The following is a 17,035-nucleotide window of genomic DNA, read 5'->3' as shown; positions in this document are numbered from 1 at the left end:
ATCACCCCAACATGAAAAATATCTCAGTAATAGGCTCCGGCACCATGGGAAATGGCATAGCTCATGTCTTCGCCCAGCATGGATACGCGGTTAGTTTGGTCGACATTAAGCAGGAATTTCTTGACAAAGCTGTTAGCACCATTGCTAAAAATCTGGATAGACAAGTTAGCAAAGAGCTCATATCGGAGGAAGATAAGAAAGCCACGTTAGCAAGAATAGAGGTCTTCACCGACCTTAAAGCTGGAATAAAATCCGCCGATTTGGTAGTGGAAGCTGCCACTGAGAATATGGAAATTAAACTAGATCTATTTCGACAAATTGATCAATACAGTCCTGATTCAGCTATTCTAGCTAGTAATACCTCCTCGATTTCTATTACGAAAATAGCCGCTGCTACCAAAAGACCTGAACAAGTTATTGGAATGCACTTCATGAACCCTGTTCCGGTGATGAAGTTGGTGGAAGTGATCCGTGGGTACGCAACTTCTGATGAGGTCACAGCCAAGATTATGACTTTATCCAGCAAACTTTCTAAAGATTCTGTGGAAGTCAATGATTATCCAGGCTTTGTGGCAAATAGAATTTTGATGCCAATGATCAATGAAGCGATCTATTCTTTATTTGAAGGTGTGGCGGGCGTAAGTGAAATTGATACCGTAATGAAACTTGGAATGGCGCATCCGATGGGGCCATTGCAGTTGGCTGATTTTATTGGATTGGACGTTTGTCTTTCTATCCTTAAAGTCCTTCATGAGGGTTTTGGAAACCCAAAATATGCTCCCTGTCCTTTATTGGTAAATATGGTGCAGGCTGGATACAAAGGAGTGAAATCCGGTGAAGGCTTCTATAAATACACGGCTGGAAGCAAAGATTCAATTGTGTCTCCTCGCTTTTCAAAATAAGAACTCATGCACATTGCTGTATCTGGAAATATAGGTAGCGGAAAGACTACGCTCACCGAAAAACTAGCCAAACACTATGGTTGGAAAGCTGAATTCGAAGCTGTAGATAATAACCCTTATCTTACTGATTTTTATGAAGATATGAAGAGGTGGTCCTTTCATCTTCAGGTTTATTTTCTCAATTCCCGATTCAATCAAATCAAGAAGATTCAAGAAAGTGACACGCCTACTATTCAGGATAGGACGATCTATGAAGACGCTTATATTTTCGCGGCTAATCTTTATAAAAGTCAGCTTATGGCTGAGCGTGATTATGCAAATTACCTCAGTTTATTTGACAGTATGATCGCTCACGTGAAAGCTCCGGATCTGCTGATTTACCTCAAAGCTGATATTCCCAAATTGGTAGGTCAGATCGAAAAAAGAGGTAGAACCTATGAGACAACTATGCGGATAGATTACCTGAAAAACCTGAATACACACTATGAAGAATGGATTGCTGGCTATAAGGAAGGTAAACTATTGATCATAGATGTGAATAACCTTGACTTCGTGGAGAATCCAGCCGATTTCTCATTCGTGGTGGAAAAAGTAAATCGGGAAATTTTTGGGTTGTTTTCTTAATTGGATTATCTATAAAACGAAAAAGAGTTGGTTTGAAAACCGACTCTTTTTCGTTTAGGATTGATATTTCCTATTAAACCAATTCAACAGCATCGCCCGTTGTTCCTCCTTAGGGTTAATGAGAAGTTGATCCAGTCGCTTTAAAGATCCTCCAGTCATTAGTGTTTCGAATGGTGTAATCCTAAAAAGTTTATATCCATGAATTCTGGTTTGCAAGTCAAATTGAGCATCATTATAAGCCGTAAGCTTCCATCCTATTGCTCCATTACCCGAAAAATCCCCTGGCTCACTTGCTTCACCAAAACAATGCTTAGCTATAGGAGCTCCATTCCAGATTCTTTGCTGTAATCCTACTTTCAGACAATCCTTTTCGTAAGTCCGGCAAAGACGTTTTTGCATTTCAGAAAAAGGGAAATTCAACTCCGTGTAAAGCTCTGACCTGAAAGTAACTAGTCGATATCTATTGAAGTGAAATTCCTCATCATACACGAACAAATTCCTTCCAATTTTGAAATCAAACTTTAATTTCTCCAGCAAAGGAATTTTCCCAACTCCTCCCAGATCTTCATAGATCTCGGCTAGCCAATTCTGACCTTTTTGATCCAAATATTTTGATACTATTTCTAATTCAAAATCCCGCTCAAAATCCACCTCCCCCTCACGTAAAATGAGGTCAAGTTGGCGGGTCATTAAGTTATCCATTGACTTGGTATTTTCTCGGCAGAACTGCCGATTGAGTGTATTCTATTTTACTTGAATAGCAGACGCTATTTTTTTACATCCTTTTCCAAGTCATCCTGTATCCGCTGTTCCAGATTTCTTTTGGAGCCAGGAAATGTCGTTCTCTGGGAAATATCGTATCCAATCCAACACATGATCAGCATGAAAATCACAAATAGGATCAAAAATATCTTCTTATTCCTGGGCATTTGGTAGTTAATTTCTGACTCGAGTTTGATGCAAAACTAATTAATCAAAATAAATGTCTCAGCAATAATCATGAATTATTGAAAGACCTTGTCTAAAAATTATACTTTTTCAAAATTGTGTTTAATTTTATGAACTTTGTTCCAAATGCAATTTTTATAATTTAAAACCTTTTCGTCCTACCATGTATCAATTCATAAGTGAGCAATCAATTTATCATTATTTTGGCGAAGACGAGCCTGATATGATCAGGGAGATGGTTCAGATTATCTTGGACACCAATATCAAGGATTTAAAAGAACTGGATATTTTTTACGATCAAAATGACTTTCAAACCGTCAAAAAAAGATGTCATAAAGCAAAACCAACTATGAGTTATATTGGAGCTCAGAAAACAAAAAAATTGTTGGAAGAAATAGAAAATAACCCGGATGATTATCATACCCTGTATGCAAGTCTTAAAACCCACCTTGCAGGCATAGAAACTGAGCTCGATCAGTTTATAGAGGCCCTAAATTGATTACAGAATAAACAAATCCTTAAAATTATGCAGAGAAAATTACTGTTTCTGCCATTGCTTTTTATTACCCTTATTCAAGCAAATGCGCAGTCAACTTTAAGTGTAGATTATATTATGCGCGACCCGAGTTGGATGGGAACCTTCCCTTCCAACGCCACATGGAGTGATGATTCGCAGACAATATATTTCCGGTACAATAAAGATTTAGACCCTGCTGATTCTCTTTATAAAATTAATCTTTCGGATAAGTCCACTGTCTCTAAAGTCGGCTGGGGAGAATTAAAGTCAAACGAGCGGAACGATTCAGATTTTAATTCGGATAAATCATTAAGTGTTTACCAGTTGGATAAAAAATTAATGCTGGAAAACATGAAAGATCATACTTCCGATGTGCTGATCGAGTGGCCCGAAAACTTCTCTGACCCGAAGTTCCTTGCCAACGATCAGGAAATAGCATTTGCCTCCAAAAGCAACATTTACATTTGGAACCGGGCTTCTAAAACTGTAAGAAAAGTCACTAACATTTCCACTGAATCTAAGCCAAAAGAAAAGTCCAAAGACGATGCTAAAGTAGAATGGCTAGAATCAGAAAATCTCGAACTCTTAAATGTGGTGAATGAGCGGAAAGAAAAGGATAAAATGAGAAGAGAATATCGGGAGGATTTTGCTAAATCAGATAAGGAAGAATTTGTCTACTATACTGAAGGCAAATCACCAGTTAACCTGCAATTATCACCTGACGGAAATTACGCTACATTTTCTATCTATAACTCAGCTAATAATAAAAACACCAAAGTTCCTGATTATGTAGATGCTTCAGGGTACACCACAGATCTCAACGCGCGCTCCAAAGTAGGAAACGATCCCACTAAAATTGAAATCGGAATTTACGATCTTAACCGCGACACTGTTTATTTTTTGACCACATCTGATCTTACTGGTATCACAGATTTACCTGATTATGTAAGAGATTATCCCGATAAGACCTGGGAGAAAAAAGAAAGAGATGTAATGTTGTCCTCACCATATTTTTCTCCTGATGGAAAAAAAGCAATTGTAAACATCAGTTCGGTAGACAACAAAGACCGTTGGATTGCTGCAGTGGATTTGGAAACCGGAAAGTTAAAAACTCTTGATCGTCAAAGAGATGAAGCTTGGATCTCGGGCCCAGGAATTGGTCGATCTTTTTATGGTGGAACTTTGGGCTGGCTTCCTGATAATAAGAATATTTATTTTCAGTCTGAAGAAACGGGATATTCTCACCTATATCTACTGGACGTAACTACCGGAGAAAAGAAAGCTCTGACTTCAGGTAACTACGAAGTATTTGACCCTTTTCTATCTAAAGATAAAAAATCATGGTACCTGACTACATCTGAAGTAGATCCCGGAGAGCGCCATTTCTATAAAATGCCTCTTATGGGAGGTAAAATGGAAAAGCTTACTTCAATGACTGGCAATAATGAAGTCACCCTTTCTCCAGATGAAAAAAAACTTGCAATCATTTATTCTTACAGTAATAAGCCTGCTGAACTTTATCTCCAAGATAATAAGTCAGGTGCACAAGCCGTCCAACTAACTGAAGGACAGAGCGAGGAGTTCAAAGCTTACAATTGGAGAGACCCACAGATAGTTAAGTTCACGGCTGAAGATGGAGCACAAGTACCTGCGAGGCTTTACTCCCCAGATCCAGCTAAAAAGAATGGGGCAGCTGTAGTTTTTGTACACGGAGCAGGATATCTGCAAAACGTTCACAAATGGTGGAGCAGCTATTTTAGAGAATACATGTTCCACAATCTATTAACTGATTTGGGATATACAGTCTTGGATATTGATTATCGTGGATCAGCTGGCTATGGACGTGACTGGAGAACTGGAATTTATCGTCACATGGGTGGAAAAGACCTTTCTGATCAAGTGGATGGCGTAAAATACCTAGTTGCTTCTCATGGGATAGATCCTGAACGAGTTGGTTTGTATGGAGGAAGCTACGGTGGATTCATTACGTTGATGGCACTTTTCAATGCTCCGGAAACATTTAAATCCGGAGCAGCACTTCGCTCAGTGACAGACTGGGCTCATTATAACCATGGCTATACAGCCAACATTTTAAATACTCCTGAAGAAGATCCAATTGCTTATAGACGCTCTTCCCCTATTTATTTTGCCGAAGGTTTGAAGGGAAATCTATTAATGGCTCATGGTATGGTAGATGTAAATGTGCATTTTCAAGATGTAGTGCGGCTTTCTCAACGATTAATAGAGCTAGGCAAAGACAATTGGGAAATGGCTATTTATCCGGTGGAAGATCACGGATTTGTAGAACCCAGCTCGTGGACGGATGAATACAAAAGAATTCTCAAACTATTCAATGAAACGCTGATTGAGGAATGAAAATAAGAATTAATAAAGTACTATGGCTGATCGCAGGATCAGCCATATTTGTTCAGGCCTGTACCAAGTCAAAAATTCTCTCTCCAAGGGTAGTTGGAGAAATCTCCGAGAATGCAATGGTGGTGTCTGCACGTGAAGAAGCTTCAGCTATTGGTCTCGGCATAATTCAGAAGGGAGGTAATGCTTTTGATGCGATGATGGCAACCGAAATGGCTTTGGCAGTTACCTATCCTTTTGCTGGTAATCTTGGTGGTGGTGGATTCATGGTTTATCGTTTGGCAGACGGTTCTACAGGCGGGCTTGATTATCGGGAAAAAGCTCCAAAAGTTGCGAGTAGAGATATGTATTTGGATGAGTCTGGGGAGGTGATTCCTGATATGAGTACCAAGGGTGCTATGGCTTCAGGAGTTCCTGGTACTATATCTGGCATATTTGCTGCCCAGGCAAAATTTGGAAAACTTACTCCTGCTGAGATTCTTCAACCTGTAATTGATCTGGCAGAAAGAGGTTTTGTAGTGACTCAAAATCAAGCTGATCGGCTCTCAAGAATCCGAACTACTCTTATTGAAGTAAATGGAGAGCAGACATTTTACGGGAAAGAATTCTCAGCCGGTGATACTATTAAAAATCTAGCCCTGGCCAAAACTCTCAGAAGAATAGCCACAAACGGATCTGAAGAATTTTATTCCGGAGAAACAGCAAAAATCATTTCTTCACACATACAAAATCTTGGTGGGATAATCACTGGAGAAGACTTGGCTGAATATGAAGCAGCATGGAGGGACCCGATTACCTTTACATACAAAGGATTGAATATTATTTCTATGTCACCGCCCAGTTCAGGAGGAATTACCATAGCTCAAATCATGAAAATGGCTGAGCCGTACAATTTTGAAAAATTTGGGCATCATAGTGAAAAACATATTCAAGTATTAGTAGAAGCTGAAAGAAGAGCTTATGCTGACAGGAATTTCTATCTGGGTGATCCTGACTTTGTCGATATTCCAGTGGCGAAACTTCTTGATTCTGTTTATTTACAAACACGGATGAAAAATTTTAGCTTTCAGCAAGCGACTAAGTCTGCGGATATAGCTGAAGGTCAATTTTCCTTTACAGAGAGTATGGAAACAACCCATTACTCTATTGTGGATGAAGAAGGAAATGCAGTTTCTGTCACCACCACTCTGAATGGTGCTTATGGTTCGAAAGTTTATATTGATGAACTTGGGTTCTTTATGAATAATGAAATGGACGATTTTAGCTCAAAAGCCGGAGTCCCTAATATGTTCGGCCTTATTGGTGCGGAGGCCAACAGTATCGCGCCAGGTAAAAGAATGCTGAGCTCTATGACTCCTACGCTAGTGGAGAAGGATGGGAAACTTTGGATGGTCGTAGGCACGCCTGGAGGTTCTACCATCATTACTTCTGTGGTTCAAACTATAATGAACGTGCACGAATTCGGAATGGGAATGCAGGAAGCCGTTAATGCACCACGATTTCATCATCAATGGCTGCCTGATATAGTTAGCTTTGAACCCGAATCTTTCAGCTCTACTCTGATAAAAGGATTAAAATCGAAAGGATATTTAATTCAGGAAAACAATAATCCTATCATCGGAAAAGTAGATGCTATTCTTGTACTGCCAGATGGAAAACTGGAGGGAGGAGCAGATCCAAGAGGAGACGATAAGGCCGTTGGATTTTAAAAAAGACGGACACTTTCCGTTTATCTTTAATTTCAACCAAAAATCACAAAAAAAGTTAAATCACGAACTTTTAAGTGGATAAAACGGTATGACCACAAGCAATGACAAGAAAAGGTCTTGCTGCTCATACGGAGAGTAAGGCTTTTCTCTTTTAGTTTAGTTGACTACGTCATTGTGAGGGAAGGTTTCTGTGGAAGCCTTCCCTTTCTTTTTTATGGGTTAAAACAAAAAAGAGTTCCGGACATCCAGAACTCTTTTCAAGGTTTGGGCGAAAGAGTTTTTCACCCTCACAAAATTAACTCATCAACAATTCTATAATCTGGGCGGGTGCTTGCACACCATCAACTTTGTCATCCTCGATCTGCTTTCTTAATTCATATTCTAATTCGAATATCAATCCGTCCACAAATACTTTATCCATTCTCAGGTCACTGCTAAAAGATGCGTATTTTCTTTTTCCTGTGAGGTCAATTCCATATTGATGGAAGACCTTTGATATTTTGCGTAAATCTGTATAATTCTTCATTGGGGATATAGTTTAAACCCTTGCTGATCTTGCAAATCAGCAAGGGCATTTAATTCAATTTTTGCTTAGACGTAAGCGGCAGCTTCGGATTCAAACTCTTCCACATTAGTATCTTCCAGTTCGATGTGCTTCTTATCTCCTTTTCCGATTTTCACCATAAATCTGTCAAACAAGTAATAGATCACCGGAACCACGACCAAGGTCAGGAACATCGATGAAAGCAAACCACCGATAATTACCCAAGCCAAGCTATTTTTCCATTCAGCACCTGCACCGGTAGCCAAAGCAATTGGCATCATACCAATCACCATCGCTATGGTAGTCATCAGGATTGGACGGAATCGGATCTTAACTGCTTTCTCCAAAGCTTCTCTCACTTCCACTCCAGCCTCTTTCAACTGATTGGTGAAATCCACCAAAAGGATTGCATTCTTAGCTACCAATCCCATTAGCATGATCAGACCCATGATAGAGAAGATACTCAATGTGCCTTTAGTCAGTGCCAAAGCAAGCAAGGAACCAATCAATGCCATAGGAAGTGAGAACATCACCACCAAAGGATATACATAAGAATCATACAAGGCCACCATGATCAGGTAGATCAAAATGATCGACGCCAACAAGGCGATTCCCAAGGATCCGAAACCTTCAGATTGGTTTTTCATATCACCGTCATAGTTGATCTGCACTTGCTGAGGAAGATCCATTTGATCAATTGCTGCAGTCAACTGTGCTCCCACTGTTCCTGAAGGGACACCAGCTACCTGAGAAGTGATTTTCACAGAAGAAACACGGTCTCTTCGCTCCAACTTAGTTGGACCCTCAGACTGGTTCACTTTTGCAAACTGCTCTAACTTTACCAGTTTTCCACTCCTGTTTAAGAAAGTAAGGTTCTGCACATCTGAGATTGACTTTCTGTCAAACTCATTCAGCTTCACAAGAATATCATACTCGTAGTCACCATCTGTATATTTAGAATCGTCGTTACCGTTGAAAGCAACTTGAAGCGCTCCACCCACCATATCCATGGAAAGTCCAAGCTCATTCATTTTATAGCGATCTACTTCTACCCGGATTTCAGGGTTACCGTCTTCCAGCGAACTTTCAATTTTTCTAGTACCAGTCAAACCAGCAAGAATTGCTTCGATCTTCTCTGATACTACGCGGATAGAATCTTTATCTGGACCGGAAACTATCACCTGAATCGGCGCATCATTCGCAGTACCCATGATAGAAATCGGAACTCCAGTATATTCAGCTCCCGTGATATTTTCCTCTAGGTAATTCTCAAGGTTTCTTGCATAATCAGGACCTGTCATAGATCTATGTTCCGGACCCACCAGTTTCACCAAAATCTCAGATGTAAATGGAGATGATTGTGATCCTGTAAACTGACCAGAAGCTACACCAACAGTGGTAAACACTTCAGTAACTTCAGGTAATGTTCTTAAGTAATCTTCGACTTCACGGGTTTTGAAGTTGGTCTGCTCAAGTGTCGCGTCTTTTGGAAGCTCTAATCTGAGTAGGAATTCTCCCCTATCTCCTTCAGAAACAAACTCGGAACCGATAAAACCTTGGATCACAAGAAAGAAAGAAGATATAAACAGTACGAAAGTGATTCCAAGCAAAGCGATTTTATGAGCAAATCCCCATCTCAATAAGTCAACAATCCAATCTACAAATCCATCTAGCCCAGCTTCAAAACCATAAATGATTTTCCCGAAGAAGGAATTCTTATCCAAATGCTCCAGCTTGGAGAATCTGGACGTGAGCAGCGGAATCAATGTAAATGCTACGAGTAATGAAATCAAAGTAGCGGTTGCTACAGTAATACTGAACTGAGCCAAAATACCTCCGATCAATCCACCTGTCATAGCCAATGGCACGAATACCACGATGATTACCAAAGTAATTGAAACAACTGTTGCGCCAATCTCACGGATACCGTCGTAGGAAGCCTGGGCTATTGTCTTACCCATTTCCAGGTGACGGTAGATGTTTTCAATCACCACAATCGCATCATCCACCAGGATACCTACCACGAGCGAAAGTGCCAGTAAAGACATCAAATTCAATGTAAAGCCTGCCAAGAACATCACCGTGAATGTTGCTACGATAGATGCCGGCACAGCCACCATTACGATGATTGCATTTCGAATACTGTGAAGGAATAATAGCATAATCAAAGCCACCAACACAATCGCAATAATCAAATCTTTGATCACATCATTGGCTGCCTCCAAAGTAAACTCGGAAGTGTTTTGGGAAATCTGGAAGGAAACGCCTTCTGCGCTGTAAGTTTGCTCCAAGTTGTGAAGCTCGTGCTCCAAAACCTCAGCAACTTCCACCGCATTAGCATCAGATTGCTTTTGAACAGTCAAACCAATCGCTGATTTACCGTTTAGTCTAGTGAGAATTTCCTCGTCCTTATAAGAATCTGCCACCTCGGCAACTTCTTTCAATTGAATAGGAGATTCATCATCCCGGTATGCAATAACCAAGTTTTCGATATCCTGAATGTTCTGGAATTTACCCGCAAGACGGATCAAAACCTGGCCTTCATTATCCTTCAATCGTCCAGTAGGAAAATCGAGATTACTAGCATTGATAGTCTGTGCTACCGAAAGCGGAGAAATCCCATATCCGTCCAGCTTGTTTCTATCCAAGTTTACTTTGATCTCCCGCTCAGTACCACCCAGCATATTAATTTGGGCAACACCTTTAATCTGAGCCATTGATGGTTGAATCTTGTTTTTCACCAGATCATAAAACTCCGAAGGCTTAAGATCAGAATAGACAGCCAATTGCATAATCGGTAAATCACCTAAGTCGAATTTGCCCAAACTTGGAGGATCGGCATCATCAGGGAGATCTCCCAAAATGGCATTGATTTTACGCTGTGCGTCCTGCATGGAGTAATCCACATCTTCGCCCGCATCAAGTTCTATCGTAATGATAGAAATACTCTCCTGAGAGATAGAATTCATAGATTTAATTCCTTCCAAAGAAGCTACTGCATCCTCAATTTTCTTCGTCACGGAAGTTTCCACTTCCGATGGAGCTGCACCAGGATAGATGGTAGAAATGGTTACCACATTGGATTCCATCTTTGGTAAAAGCTCGTAAGACAGTTGCGAGTAGGAAAAAATCCCAAGCAAAGTCAGTACGGTGAACAGTACGACCACCATGGTCGACCGTTGAATCGAAATTTTAGTGATTTGCATAGTTTACTGAACTTTGACTTTTGTTCCTTCTTTCACATTGATCAAACCGGAAGCGATCACTTCGTCACCTGCTTTCAAGCCGTCCAAAATTTCAACAGTACCATCATCTAAAGGATTGATTTTAACTGGCTGGTAAACTGCTACACCGTCTTTGATGAGGTAAACTCCAGGATCTTTCAAGCTTCCAGCGATAGATTTTCTGTCAATTTTCAGCACTTTCTCTTCCTGGGAAAATTCAAATTGTGCTGTCCCAAACATTCCTGGCTTGATTTGATCTTGATTTTTACTGTTCATGATCAGTTCCACTTCGTACTTGAAAGAAGCATCCGCCTTGTCCGAGATGAAATTTACTTTTCCTGTAAAATCCTGATTGGACATTGCATTCACTCTGACAGCGATCTCATCACCTTTGTTCACTTTGGCGATTTCGCTTTCAGTCACATTCACAGATAGTTTCAAAGGATTCTTATTGATGATATCTGCCAGAGGCATTCCCGGGCTCACCAAGGTTCCCATTTCATAGTAGTCTTCGTTAATGAAGCCTGCGATTGGAGCAGTCACCTGCGTATCGTCCAATCTCTTTTTCAAAGCGGACAATTGAGCATCTGCGATTTTGAAAGCATTTTCGTTTTCTTCCAATTGCTTTTTAGTAATTGCATCAGTAGCTGCTAGATTTTCAAAACGCTTCAAATCCTTCTCAGCCTGATCTCTATTAAGCTTAGCGATGGTGTAATCAGAGCGGATCAATCGATCATCAATCTGAACAATCAAATCACCTTTGCGCACGTAGTCTCCTTTTCTTCTTTGGATCTTAACAATCGCTCCGGAAGTCTCAGACATCAATTTCAATTCCTGAGAAGGTTCAAAAATGCCGTTTGCTTCAAAATTTCGGTTAACGGTCTTCTCCTCCACTTTTTCCACAGTCACAGAGATGTATTCACTGGACTTCATGGCTAGCGTGGCAGACTCATTCATTTCCTGCTTATTATTGTAAAGCGTGAATGCTACTGCTCCTACACCGACTAGAAGAAGTGCTATGATTATTATTTTTTTCATCGTTGGTATGAGTTTTCTATTACAGTAAAAGATTTTTGATTTTTCCAGTAGAGTTCAAAATCTCCAGTTGAGCGATTCGAACCTGTATGATCTGATTGTTGTATTTTGCTTGCGCTTCCCGCTGTGTAGTCTCCGAATCGAGTAAATCAGTTAGCGGGCTAAGCCCTTCTTTATATAGCAAAGTGGTTTCTTCAAAAACGTCATTTGCCAAATCCAGATTGCTATCCAACGAAGCAAGGGTATTCAAAGAATTGTAATATTTATTCAGTGCATTTTTGTATTCCAATTCTGCGGCATCTTCAGCCTGAAGACGATCCAAGTTTAATTGCTGAGCACTCACCTTAGATTGCGCAGCTTTGTATTTGGTCTGCATCCCATCGAAAATCGGTATCTGCAATTTCAATCCGATTAAAAAACCTTGATACCAGACTTTGTTTTGGCCTAAGAAATCAAAATCCTGAGAAAATGCATTTTTATTGAAATCCGCAAATCCGACTAACTGAGGCTGATGTCCTGCTTTTATATTTTTGTATTCATACTCATTCAATTGCTCCTGCACTCCCAAAACCTGGATATCTTTTCTGTCAAAAATGTTAAAATCCTGAACCTCAAAGTCTTTTACTTTCTGGTCCATATCGGCCACTGACTGATCCAGATTGATCTCAGTATCCACAGGAATTCCCATCAACAATTTCAAGTATCCTTCTTGTTGATAGATACCGATCTCTAAGTTTTCAAGCTCACTTTTTATTGAAGTTAGATTGACCTTCACTCGATTTAAATCGACTTTACGTGCCAGGTCATTGTCATATTGCGACTGAAGGATTTTTTCCAGACTCTCCAGCTGATCTATGTTTGCCAGCAAATTCTCCCTCTGAAGTTCCAGCTGAATCACTCCCAAAAAATTCATGGAAATCTCGTGGATTACATCTTCCTCGGATTGCTCCGCCAGAATGCGGTAAAACTCTTCTCCAGTTTTTGCAGCTTTCAAACCTATTAAATAGGAATTGCTGAAAATCAACTGATTCAATTCGAACCCAGCTTTCAGAGACTGAGGTACGCCAAGAGAAATCACCTGAATCTCATTTGGGTCTCCTCCAAAAATCCCTCCTGGCACCGCCTGAGGAAAAACATCCAGAAAATTGTTGTATTGACCATAAGCAGAGAACTGGGGAAGACCAGCGCCTCTGATCTCGTTTCTCTGATACTTAGCCTTTTCCTCGTCCAGAATAGCCTTCTTCAGCGTGCGGTTGTTTTCCAATCCAATCTGGATACTCTCCTTTAAAGTAAGTGTATCCGGAAGATCAAATTCCTGCGCCGCCTCTTGTCCCATGGCTACCACTGGAGCCAATAAGAAAAATGCATAGGTTAAATACTTCTTTAACATGTTATTGAATAATAGTTGGTTATAAAATTTATAGTTGGTTCTGTTTTTTCTAAACTTACTGAATAAATTTTTTTAGGCTTGTTGCCGTTTAAATCGTTCAAATAATGCAGGAATCTCCTTTTTGAAAAAACCCAAGAAATCAGAGAAGTCTTTCATTTTGCAATTGAATTCGTGATTCTTTTCTGTCCTCACTTCCAGCACCTCATCGATGAACTTTTGGATCTCAGCGATGTTCTCCAATTCTTTGGCAAAGTCCTCTCTCCAGTCACTTAGTTTCAATGCAAAATATCTTTTTCGATCACCAGGCCTTGTAGAATAAACACATCTGTCTTTTGCCTGAAGGAAAGTCAAAGCATTGCTAACTGCACTTTTACTAACGCCGAGTTGCTCCACGATTTCATCAAAAGAAACCTCTCCATCTTCATGAATCAAAAGCAGACCTATAATTCTACCTACTAGCGGTTGCATTCCTTTATGCTCATGGAAAACACCAATTCTTTCGATCAGCTCCTTATGTCTTTCAGTTAATATCATGCTTGATTTATTTGGGTTATGGGCTTGTAACGGGACAAATGTAATGAAAGTTCAGTTAGTTCTGCAAATACAGAACAAAAAAAATTATATTTCTTTATTCACTTTTTATTAATAGTACAATTCAACTTCCAAATCCTTTATACCAGAAAATACATTCCTATTATTTCCATTATAAACAATAGCATATATCTTACTTACTGAAACAGTAAACCTTTCCATAGAATATTCCATGCTGCAGCTAATAGAAAATTCAAAGCAGTACCACTCCAAAACTGCAATTATTGATTTCCATGACAATTATTCCTATCAAAATTTATTAGACAGAAGTCATGGTGTAAGTGATGTTTTATTGGGTGATAAACCAGACCTCCAAGAAGCAAGGGTAGCATTTATGATATCCCCAGGAATAGATTACGTAGCCGCGCAATGGGGAATATGGAGAGCCGGAGGAATTGCCGTTCCGCTTTGTATCACCTACCCTCTACCCTCCCTTGTTTATGTAATAGAAGATACTGAAGCGGAATATTTGATCGTAGGCCCTGAATATATTTCTATTCTAGAATCTTATAAATCAGATCCGAAGATACGTTTTATAGCAACCGAGTCTTTCAGCCAAAATGGAAATGCCGCTCTGCCAGAAATAAGTAAAGAACGTGGAGCAATGATTCTTTACACTTCTGGCACCACTTCTCTCCCAAAAGGAGTTTTAACAACTCATGCGATCATAGAATCGCAAATCAGCACACTAGTACAGGCTTGGCAGTGGTCATCTCAGGATCATATTCTTGAGATTCTCCCACTTCATCATGTGCATGGTATTATAAATGTGCTTTGTTGTGCCTTATGGTCTGGCGCGACAGTACAGTTCCTTAATCCCTTCAATGCCGCAGAAGTATTTAAGATATTCCTGGAAGGCAAACTCAATGTTTTCATGGCAGTCCCGACTATCTACTTCAAATTGATTTCTGAGTTTGAAAGCATGGAAAAAACTGAGCAGGAAGAACTCTCGATCGCTATGTCCCAATTTCGCTTGATGATCTCAGGCTCTGCAGCTCTGCCGGTTTCTGTAATGGAAAAATGGAAAGAAATATCGGGACACTATCTGCTGGAACGGTATGGAATGACCGAAATAGGTATGGCAATCAGTAATCCTTACGAGGGAGAACGACGGGCAGGACATATTGGTCAACCTCTGCCTCAAGTGGAAATCCGAACTGTAGACGAAAACAATGATACTGTTCAGGCTAATGAACCTGGCGAAATTCAAGTGAAAGGTCCTGGTGTGTTTAAGGAATATTGGGGCAAACCTGAGGCTACAGCAAAGAGCTTCACCAAGGACGGCTGGTTTAAAACCGGGGATATTGTGGTATTGGAAGATGGCTATTATAAAATTCTCGGAAGGGACTCCATAGATATAATCAAATCAGGCGGATACAAAATTTCGGCTTTGGAAATAGAAGAAGTATTGCGAAAACATATTCAGATAGATGACTGTGGTGTAGTAGGAATTCCTAATGATGAATGGGGTGAACTGGTAGGAGCTGCGCTGGTGAGTAAGGAGAAAATTAACCTTGAAGAACTTAACCAATGGATGCGGGAGCGCTTACCTTCTTACAAAACTCCCAGAAGTTACATTTTCATAGACGAACTACCACGAAATACCATGGGTAAAGTCACCAAGAATGATCTGAAAAAACTTTTCTGATGCTGATTTACGGCTTGGCACTTCTCTCCTTTTCTTATCTACTTGGTCAGTGGCTTGGGGAGCTTTTGGGGAAACTTATTGGAATCAACTCAAACGTGGGTGGAGTTGGCTTTTCAATGATCATACTAATGCTTCTAACAGAGCTTTATGAGCGAAAAGGCTGGTGGAAGCATGAAATGATTTCAGGAATTGATTTTTGGAACAAAATGTATATTCCTGTCGTGATCGCCATGGCGGCCAGTCTGAACGTCCAGGCTGCTATCTCGAGCGGCAAGTTGGCAATAGTTGCTGGTATTATTCCAGTCATTCTTGCCTTTGCACTTTTCCCAGTATTAATTAAAGCTTTTGATCGGAACTGATGGAAGAGCTGCTTAAAGTATTTGACAAGAATGCATTAATCGTAGGATTTCTTGTCATAGGAATTATCACCTATTCATCGGATTTATTTTCCAAGAAAGTATTGAAGAGTAGAATTCCTGGCTCTGCCATTGCAATTTTTATGGGATTGGTATTGGGTTATTTGGGAGGTGTAATTAATGGCGGTGAAAAAGGATTGTCAGATATTCCCATTTTTCGCGGAGTGGGAGTTTTGGGAGGCTCAATGTTTCGGGACTTTGCTATTGTTGCCACAGCTATTGGAGCAAGTTTTCTCCTCATCAAAAAATCAGGACTACTTGGATTAATTTCTTTGATTCTAGGAATCTTGATCTTCTTCATATCAGGAGTGGCAATGGCTTGGCTGTGGGGATACCGAGATGCGGTAAGCTTGGCAACCATTGGTGCTGGCGCATGTACCTACATCGTGGGTCCAGTTACTGGTGCAGCGTTGGGTGCCAGTTCGGAAGTGATTGCCTTGAGCATTGCAGCCGGTGTGGTAAAAACGATTGCTGTAACAATTTTCACCCCCGTTTTAGCCGAAAAAATAGGACTTAATGACCCTGGATCTGCCATGGCATTTGGCGGAATCATGGGAACATCCAGCGGAGTCGCGGCTGGATTAGCGGCTACCAACCCCAAACTTGTTCCTTATGGAGCTGTCACAGCAACTTTCTATACCGGGCTGGGATGCTTGCTTTGCCCTTCCCTCCTTTATTATTTGGTTGAAATCCTATTTTAGCCCAGATGGTCTTTATCAACAGGCTGCTTTAATAATTCATCTCCGAATATTTTTCTCCGATGATTTTCACCCCAGATGTGAAGCGCATTGATTACATCTTTGAGTGTCTCTCCATATTGAGTCATTGTGTACTCTACAGTTACAGGAAAAGTATCGTAGACCTTCCGCTTCACCAATTGATTTAATTCTAAATCACGTAGTTCCTTAGATAGCATGCGATCGGTAATGCCGGGCACCTGCCTGGAAATTTCCGAAAAACGCTTGTAGCCATGGAGCAAAGCCACGATGATTGGCAGCTTCCATTTTCCATTCAAAACATCCAGCGCATCTTGAACTGGACGAATTATACCTGTGCATTGGCTATGATTTGACTTATCTAGCTTCTCCATAAGACATTTAAATGAGCTTTAACT

Annotated in this window: 16 protein-coding genes; 8 read left to right on the top strand and 8 right to left on the bottom strand. The window is 40.4% G+C overall.

Annotation, left to right across the window (positions count from 1 at the left end; genetic code table 11):
• Nucleotides 1-11 precede the first annotated feature (11 nt).
• A complete protein-coding gene (locus tag AACZ73_RS07700) occupies nt 12-902 on the top strand; it encodes a 3-hydroxybutyryl-CoA dehydrogenase (RefSeq protein ID WP_339876882.1) in 891 nt (296 codons plus the stop codon).
• A 6-nt stretch (nt 903-908) separates the two neighbouring features.
• Nucleotides 909-1,526: a deoxynucleoside kinase gene (locus AACZ73_RS07695; protein ID WP_339876881.1), complete on the top strand. Its 618-nt coding sequence runs from the start codon at nt 909-911 to the stop codon at nt 1,524-1,526.
• A gap of 54 nt (nt 1,527-1,580) precedes the next feature.
• On the opposite strand, the gene AACZ73_RS07690 is transcribed toward AACZ73_RS07695, so the two are convergent.
• Both AACZ73_RS07690 and AACZ73_RS07685 read right to left on the bottom strand, forming a co-directional pair.
• The gene (locus tag AACZ73_RS07690; RefSeq protein ID WP_339876879.1) at nt 1,581-2,228 is read right to left on the bottom strand and encodes a hypothetical protein; all 648 of its coding nucleotides are present in this window, start codon (nt 2,226-2,228) and stop codon (nt 1,581-1,583) included.
• A 65-nt stretch (nt 2,229-2,293) separates the two neighbouring features.
• The gene (locus AACZ73_RS07685; RefSeq protein WP_339876877.1) at nt 2,294-2,455 is read right to left on the bottom strand and encodes a hypothetical protein; all 162 of its coding nucleotides are present in this window, start codon (nt 2,453-2,455) and stop codon (nt 2,294-2,296) included.
• Between the two features lie 182 nt (nt 2,456-2,637).
• On the opposite strand from AACZ73_RS07685, the gene AACZ73_RS07680 reads away from it, so the two are divergent.
• The 3 genes from AACZ73_RS07680 to ggt are packed head-to-tail and all read left to right on the top strand — an operon-like array spanning nt 2,638 to nt 7,073.
• Nucleotides 2,638-2,973 carry an Hpt domain-containing protein gene (locus AACZ73_RS07680; protein ID WP_339876875.1) on the top strand — a complete coding sequence of 112 codons (336 nt, stop codon included), beginning with the start codon at nt 2,638-2,640 and terminating at the stop codon, nt 2,971-2,973.
• Nucleotides 2,974-3,000: 27 nt separating this feature from the next.
• Nucleotides 3,001-5,367 carry a S9 family peptidase gene (locus tag AACZ73_RS07675; RefSeq protein WP_339876873.1) on the top strand — a complete coding sequence of 789 codons (2,367 nt, stop codon included), beginning with the start codon at nt 3,001-3,003 and terminating at the stop codon, nt 5,365-5,367.
• Nucleotides 5,364-7,073, top strand: a complete 1,710-nt coding sequence (gene ggt / locus AACZ73_RS07670; RefSeq protein WP_339876871.1) for a gamma-glutamyltransferase — start codon at nt 5,364-5,366, stop codon at nt 7,071-7,073. The genes AACZ73_RS07675 and ggt overlap by 4 nt, the downstream gene beginning before the upstream one ends.
• A gap of 295 nt (nt 7,074-7,368) precedes the next feature.
• On the opposite strand, the gene AACZ73_RS07665 is transcribed toward ggt, so the two are convergent.
• The 5 genes from AACZ73_RS07665 to AACZ73_RS07645 form a co-directional block, all read right to left on the bottom strand.
• The gene (locus AACZ73_RS07665; RefSeq protein WP_339876869.1) at nt 7,369-7,599 is read right to left on the bottom strand and encodes an acyl carrier protein; all 231 of its coding nucleotides are present in this window, start codon (nt 7,597-7,599) and stop codon (nt 7,369-7,371) included.
• 65 nt (nt 7,600-7,664) lie between these two features.
• Complete coding sequence (locus AACZ73_RS07660; protein WP_339876867.1) at nt 7,665-10,823, bottom strand: efflux RND transporter permease subunit; 3,159 nt, start codon at nt 10,821-10,823, stop codon at nt 7,665-7,667.
• A 3-nt stretch (nt 10,824-10,826) separates the two neighbouring features.
• Entirely contained in the window at nt 10,827-11,879 is a 1,053-nt protein-coding gene (locus AACZ73_RS07655) for an efflux RND transporter periplasmic adaptor subunit (protein ID WP_339876865.1), read from the bottom strand.
• A 19-nt stretch (nt 11,880-11,898) separates the two neighbouring features.
• Nucleotides 11,899-13,266: a TolC family protein gene (locus AACZ73_RS07650; protein WP_339876863.1), complete on the bottom strand. Its 1,368-nt coding sequence runs from the start codon at nt 13,264-13,266 to the stop codon at nt 11,899-11,901.
• A 72-nt stretch (nt 13,267-13,338) separates the two neighbouring features.
• Nucleotides 13,339-13,800 carry a MarR family transcriptional regulator gene (locus AACZ73_RS07645; RefSeq protein ID WP_339876862.1) on the bottom strand — a complete coding sequence of 154 codons (462 nt, stop codon included), beginning with the start codon at nt 13,798-13,800 and terminating at the stop codon, nt 13,339-13,341.
• 229 nt (nt 13,801-14,029) lie between these two features.
• On the opposite strand from AACZ73_RS07645, the gene AACZ73_RS07640 reads away from it, so the two are divergent.
• From AACZ73_RS07640 to madM, 3 genes are read left to right on the top strand one after another with little or no spacing between them, the layout of a single operon-like run.
• Nucleotides 14,030-15,505, top strand: coding sequence for an acyl-CoA synthetase (locus AACZ73_RS07640; RefSeq protein ID WP_339876861.1), 1,476 nt, complete (start codon nt 14,030-14,032; stop codon nt 15,503-15,505).
• The gene (gene madL / locus AACZ73_RS07635; protein ID WP_339876859.1) at nt 15,505-15,864 is read left to right on the top strand and encodes a malonate transporter subunit MadL; all 360 of its coding nucleotides are present in this window, start codon (nt 15,505-15,507) and stop codon (nt 15,862-15,864) included. Before AACZ73_RS07640 ends, madL begins: the two co-directional genes overlap by 1 nt.
• Nucleotides 15,864-16,622 (top strand): malonate transporter subunit MadM, encoded by a 759-nt coding sequence (gene madM / locus AACZ73_RS07630; RefSeq protein ID WP_339876858.1) that lies wholly within the window; start codon nt 15,864-15,866, stop codon nt 16,620-16,622. The genes madL and madM overlap by 1 nt, the downstream gene beginning before the upstream one ends.
• Here the strand turns inward: madM and AACZ73_RS07625 are convergent.
• On the bottom strand, nt 16,619-17,011 hold the full coding sequence (locus tag AACZ73_RS07625; RefSeq protein WP_339876857.1) for a helix-turn-helix domain-containing protein: 393 nt from the start codon (nt 17,009-17,011) through the stop codon (nt 16,619-16,621). The genes madM and AACZ73_RS07625 overlap by 4 nt on opposite strands.
• Nucleotides 17,012-17,035: the final 24 nt, after the last annotated feature.

This window comes from uncultured Algoriphagus sp., from assembly GCF_963974835.1.
Taxonomy (GTDB): Bacteria; Bacteroidota; Bacteroidia; order Cytophagales; family Cyclobacteriaceae; genus Algoriphagus.
Note: the sequence above shows the minus strand (reverse complement) of the source record. Positions and strands in the feature narration are given on the sequence as shown.

Bases quoted from the DNA above. Each gene is read 5' to 3' on its own strand.
- AACZ73_RS07650 (WP_339876863.1), bottom strand. From the start codon at position 13,266: ATGTTAAAGAAGTATTTAACCTATGCATTTTTCTTATTGGCTCCAGTG.
- AACZ73_RS07685 (WP_339876877.1), bottom strand. From the start codon at position 2,455: ATGCCCAGGAATAAGAAGATATTTTTGATCCTATTTGTGATTTTCATG.
- AACZ73_RS07675 (WP_339876873.1), top strand. From the start codon at position 3,001: ATGCAGAGAAAATTACTGTTTCTGCCATTGCTTTTTATTACCCTTATT.
- AACZ73_RS07690 (WP_339876879.1), bottom strand. From the start codon at position 2,228: ATGGATAACTTAATGACCCGCCAACTTGACCTCATTTTACGTGAGGGG.
- AACZ73_RS07700 (WP_339876882.1), top strand. From the start codon at position 12: ATGAAAAATATCTCAGTAATAGGCTCCGGCACCATGGGAAATGGCATA.
- AACZ73_RS07660 (WP_339876867.1), bottom strand. From the start codon at position 10,823: ATGCAAATCACTAAAATTTCGATTCAACGGTCGACCATGGTGGTCGTA.
- AACZ73_RS07655 (WP_339876865.1), bottom strand. From the start codon at position 11,879: ATGAAAAAAATAATAATCATAGCACTTCTTCTAGTCGGTGTAGGAGCA.
- AACZ73_RS07645 (WP_339876862.1), bottom strand. From the start codon at position 13,800: ATGATATTAACTGAAAGACATAAGGAGCTGATCGAAAGAATTGGTGTT.
- AACZ73_RS07665 (WP_339876869.1), bottom strand. From the start codon at position 7,599: ATGAAGAATTATACAGATTTACGCAAAATATCAAAGGTCTTCCATCAA.
- madM (WP_339876858.1), top strand. From the start codon at position 15,864: ATGGAAGAGCTGCTTAAAGTATTTGACAAGAATGCATTAATCGTAGGA.
- AACZ73_RS07640 (WP_339876861.1), top strand. From the start codon at position 14,030: ATGCTGCAGCTAATAGAAAATTCAAAGCAGTACCACTCCAAAACTGCA.
- AACZ73_RS07695 (WP_339876881.1), top strand. From the start codon at position 909: ATGCACATTGCTGTATCTGGAAATATAGGTAGCGGAAAGACTACGCTC.
- madL (WP_339876859.1), top strand. From the start codon at position 15,505: ATGCTGATTTACGGCTTGGCACTTCTCTCCTTTTCTTATCTACTTGGT.
- ggt (WP_339876871.1), top strand. From the start codon at position 5,364: ATGAAAATAAGAATTAATAAAGTACTATGGCTGATCGCAGGATCAGCC.
- AACZ73_RS07680 (WP_339876875.1), top strand. From the start codon at position 2,638: ATGTATCAATTCATAAGTGAGCAATCAATTTATCATTATTTTGGCGAA.
- AACZ73_RS07625 (WP_339876857.1), bottom strand. From the start codon at position 17,011: ATGGAGAAGCTAGATAAGTCAAATCATAGCCAATGCACAGGTATAATT.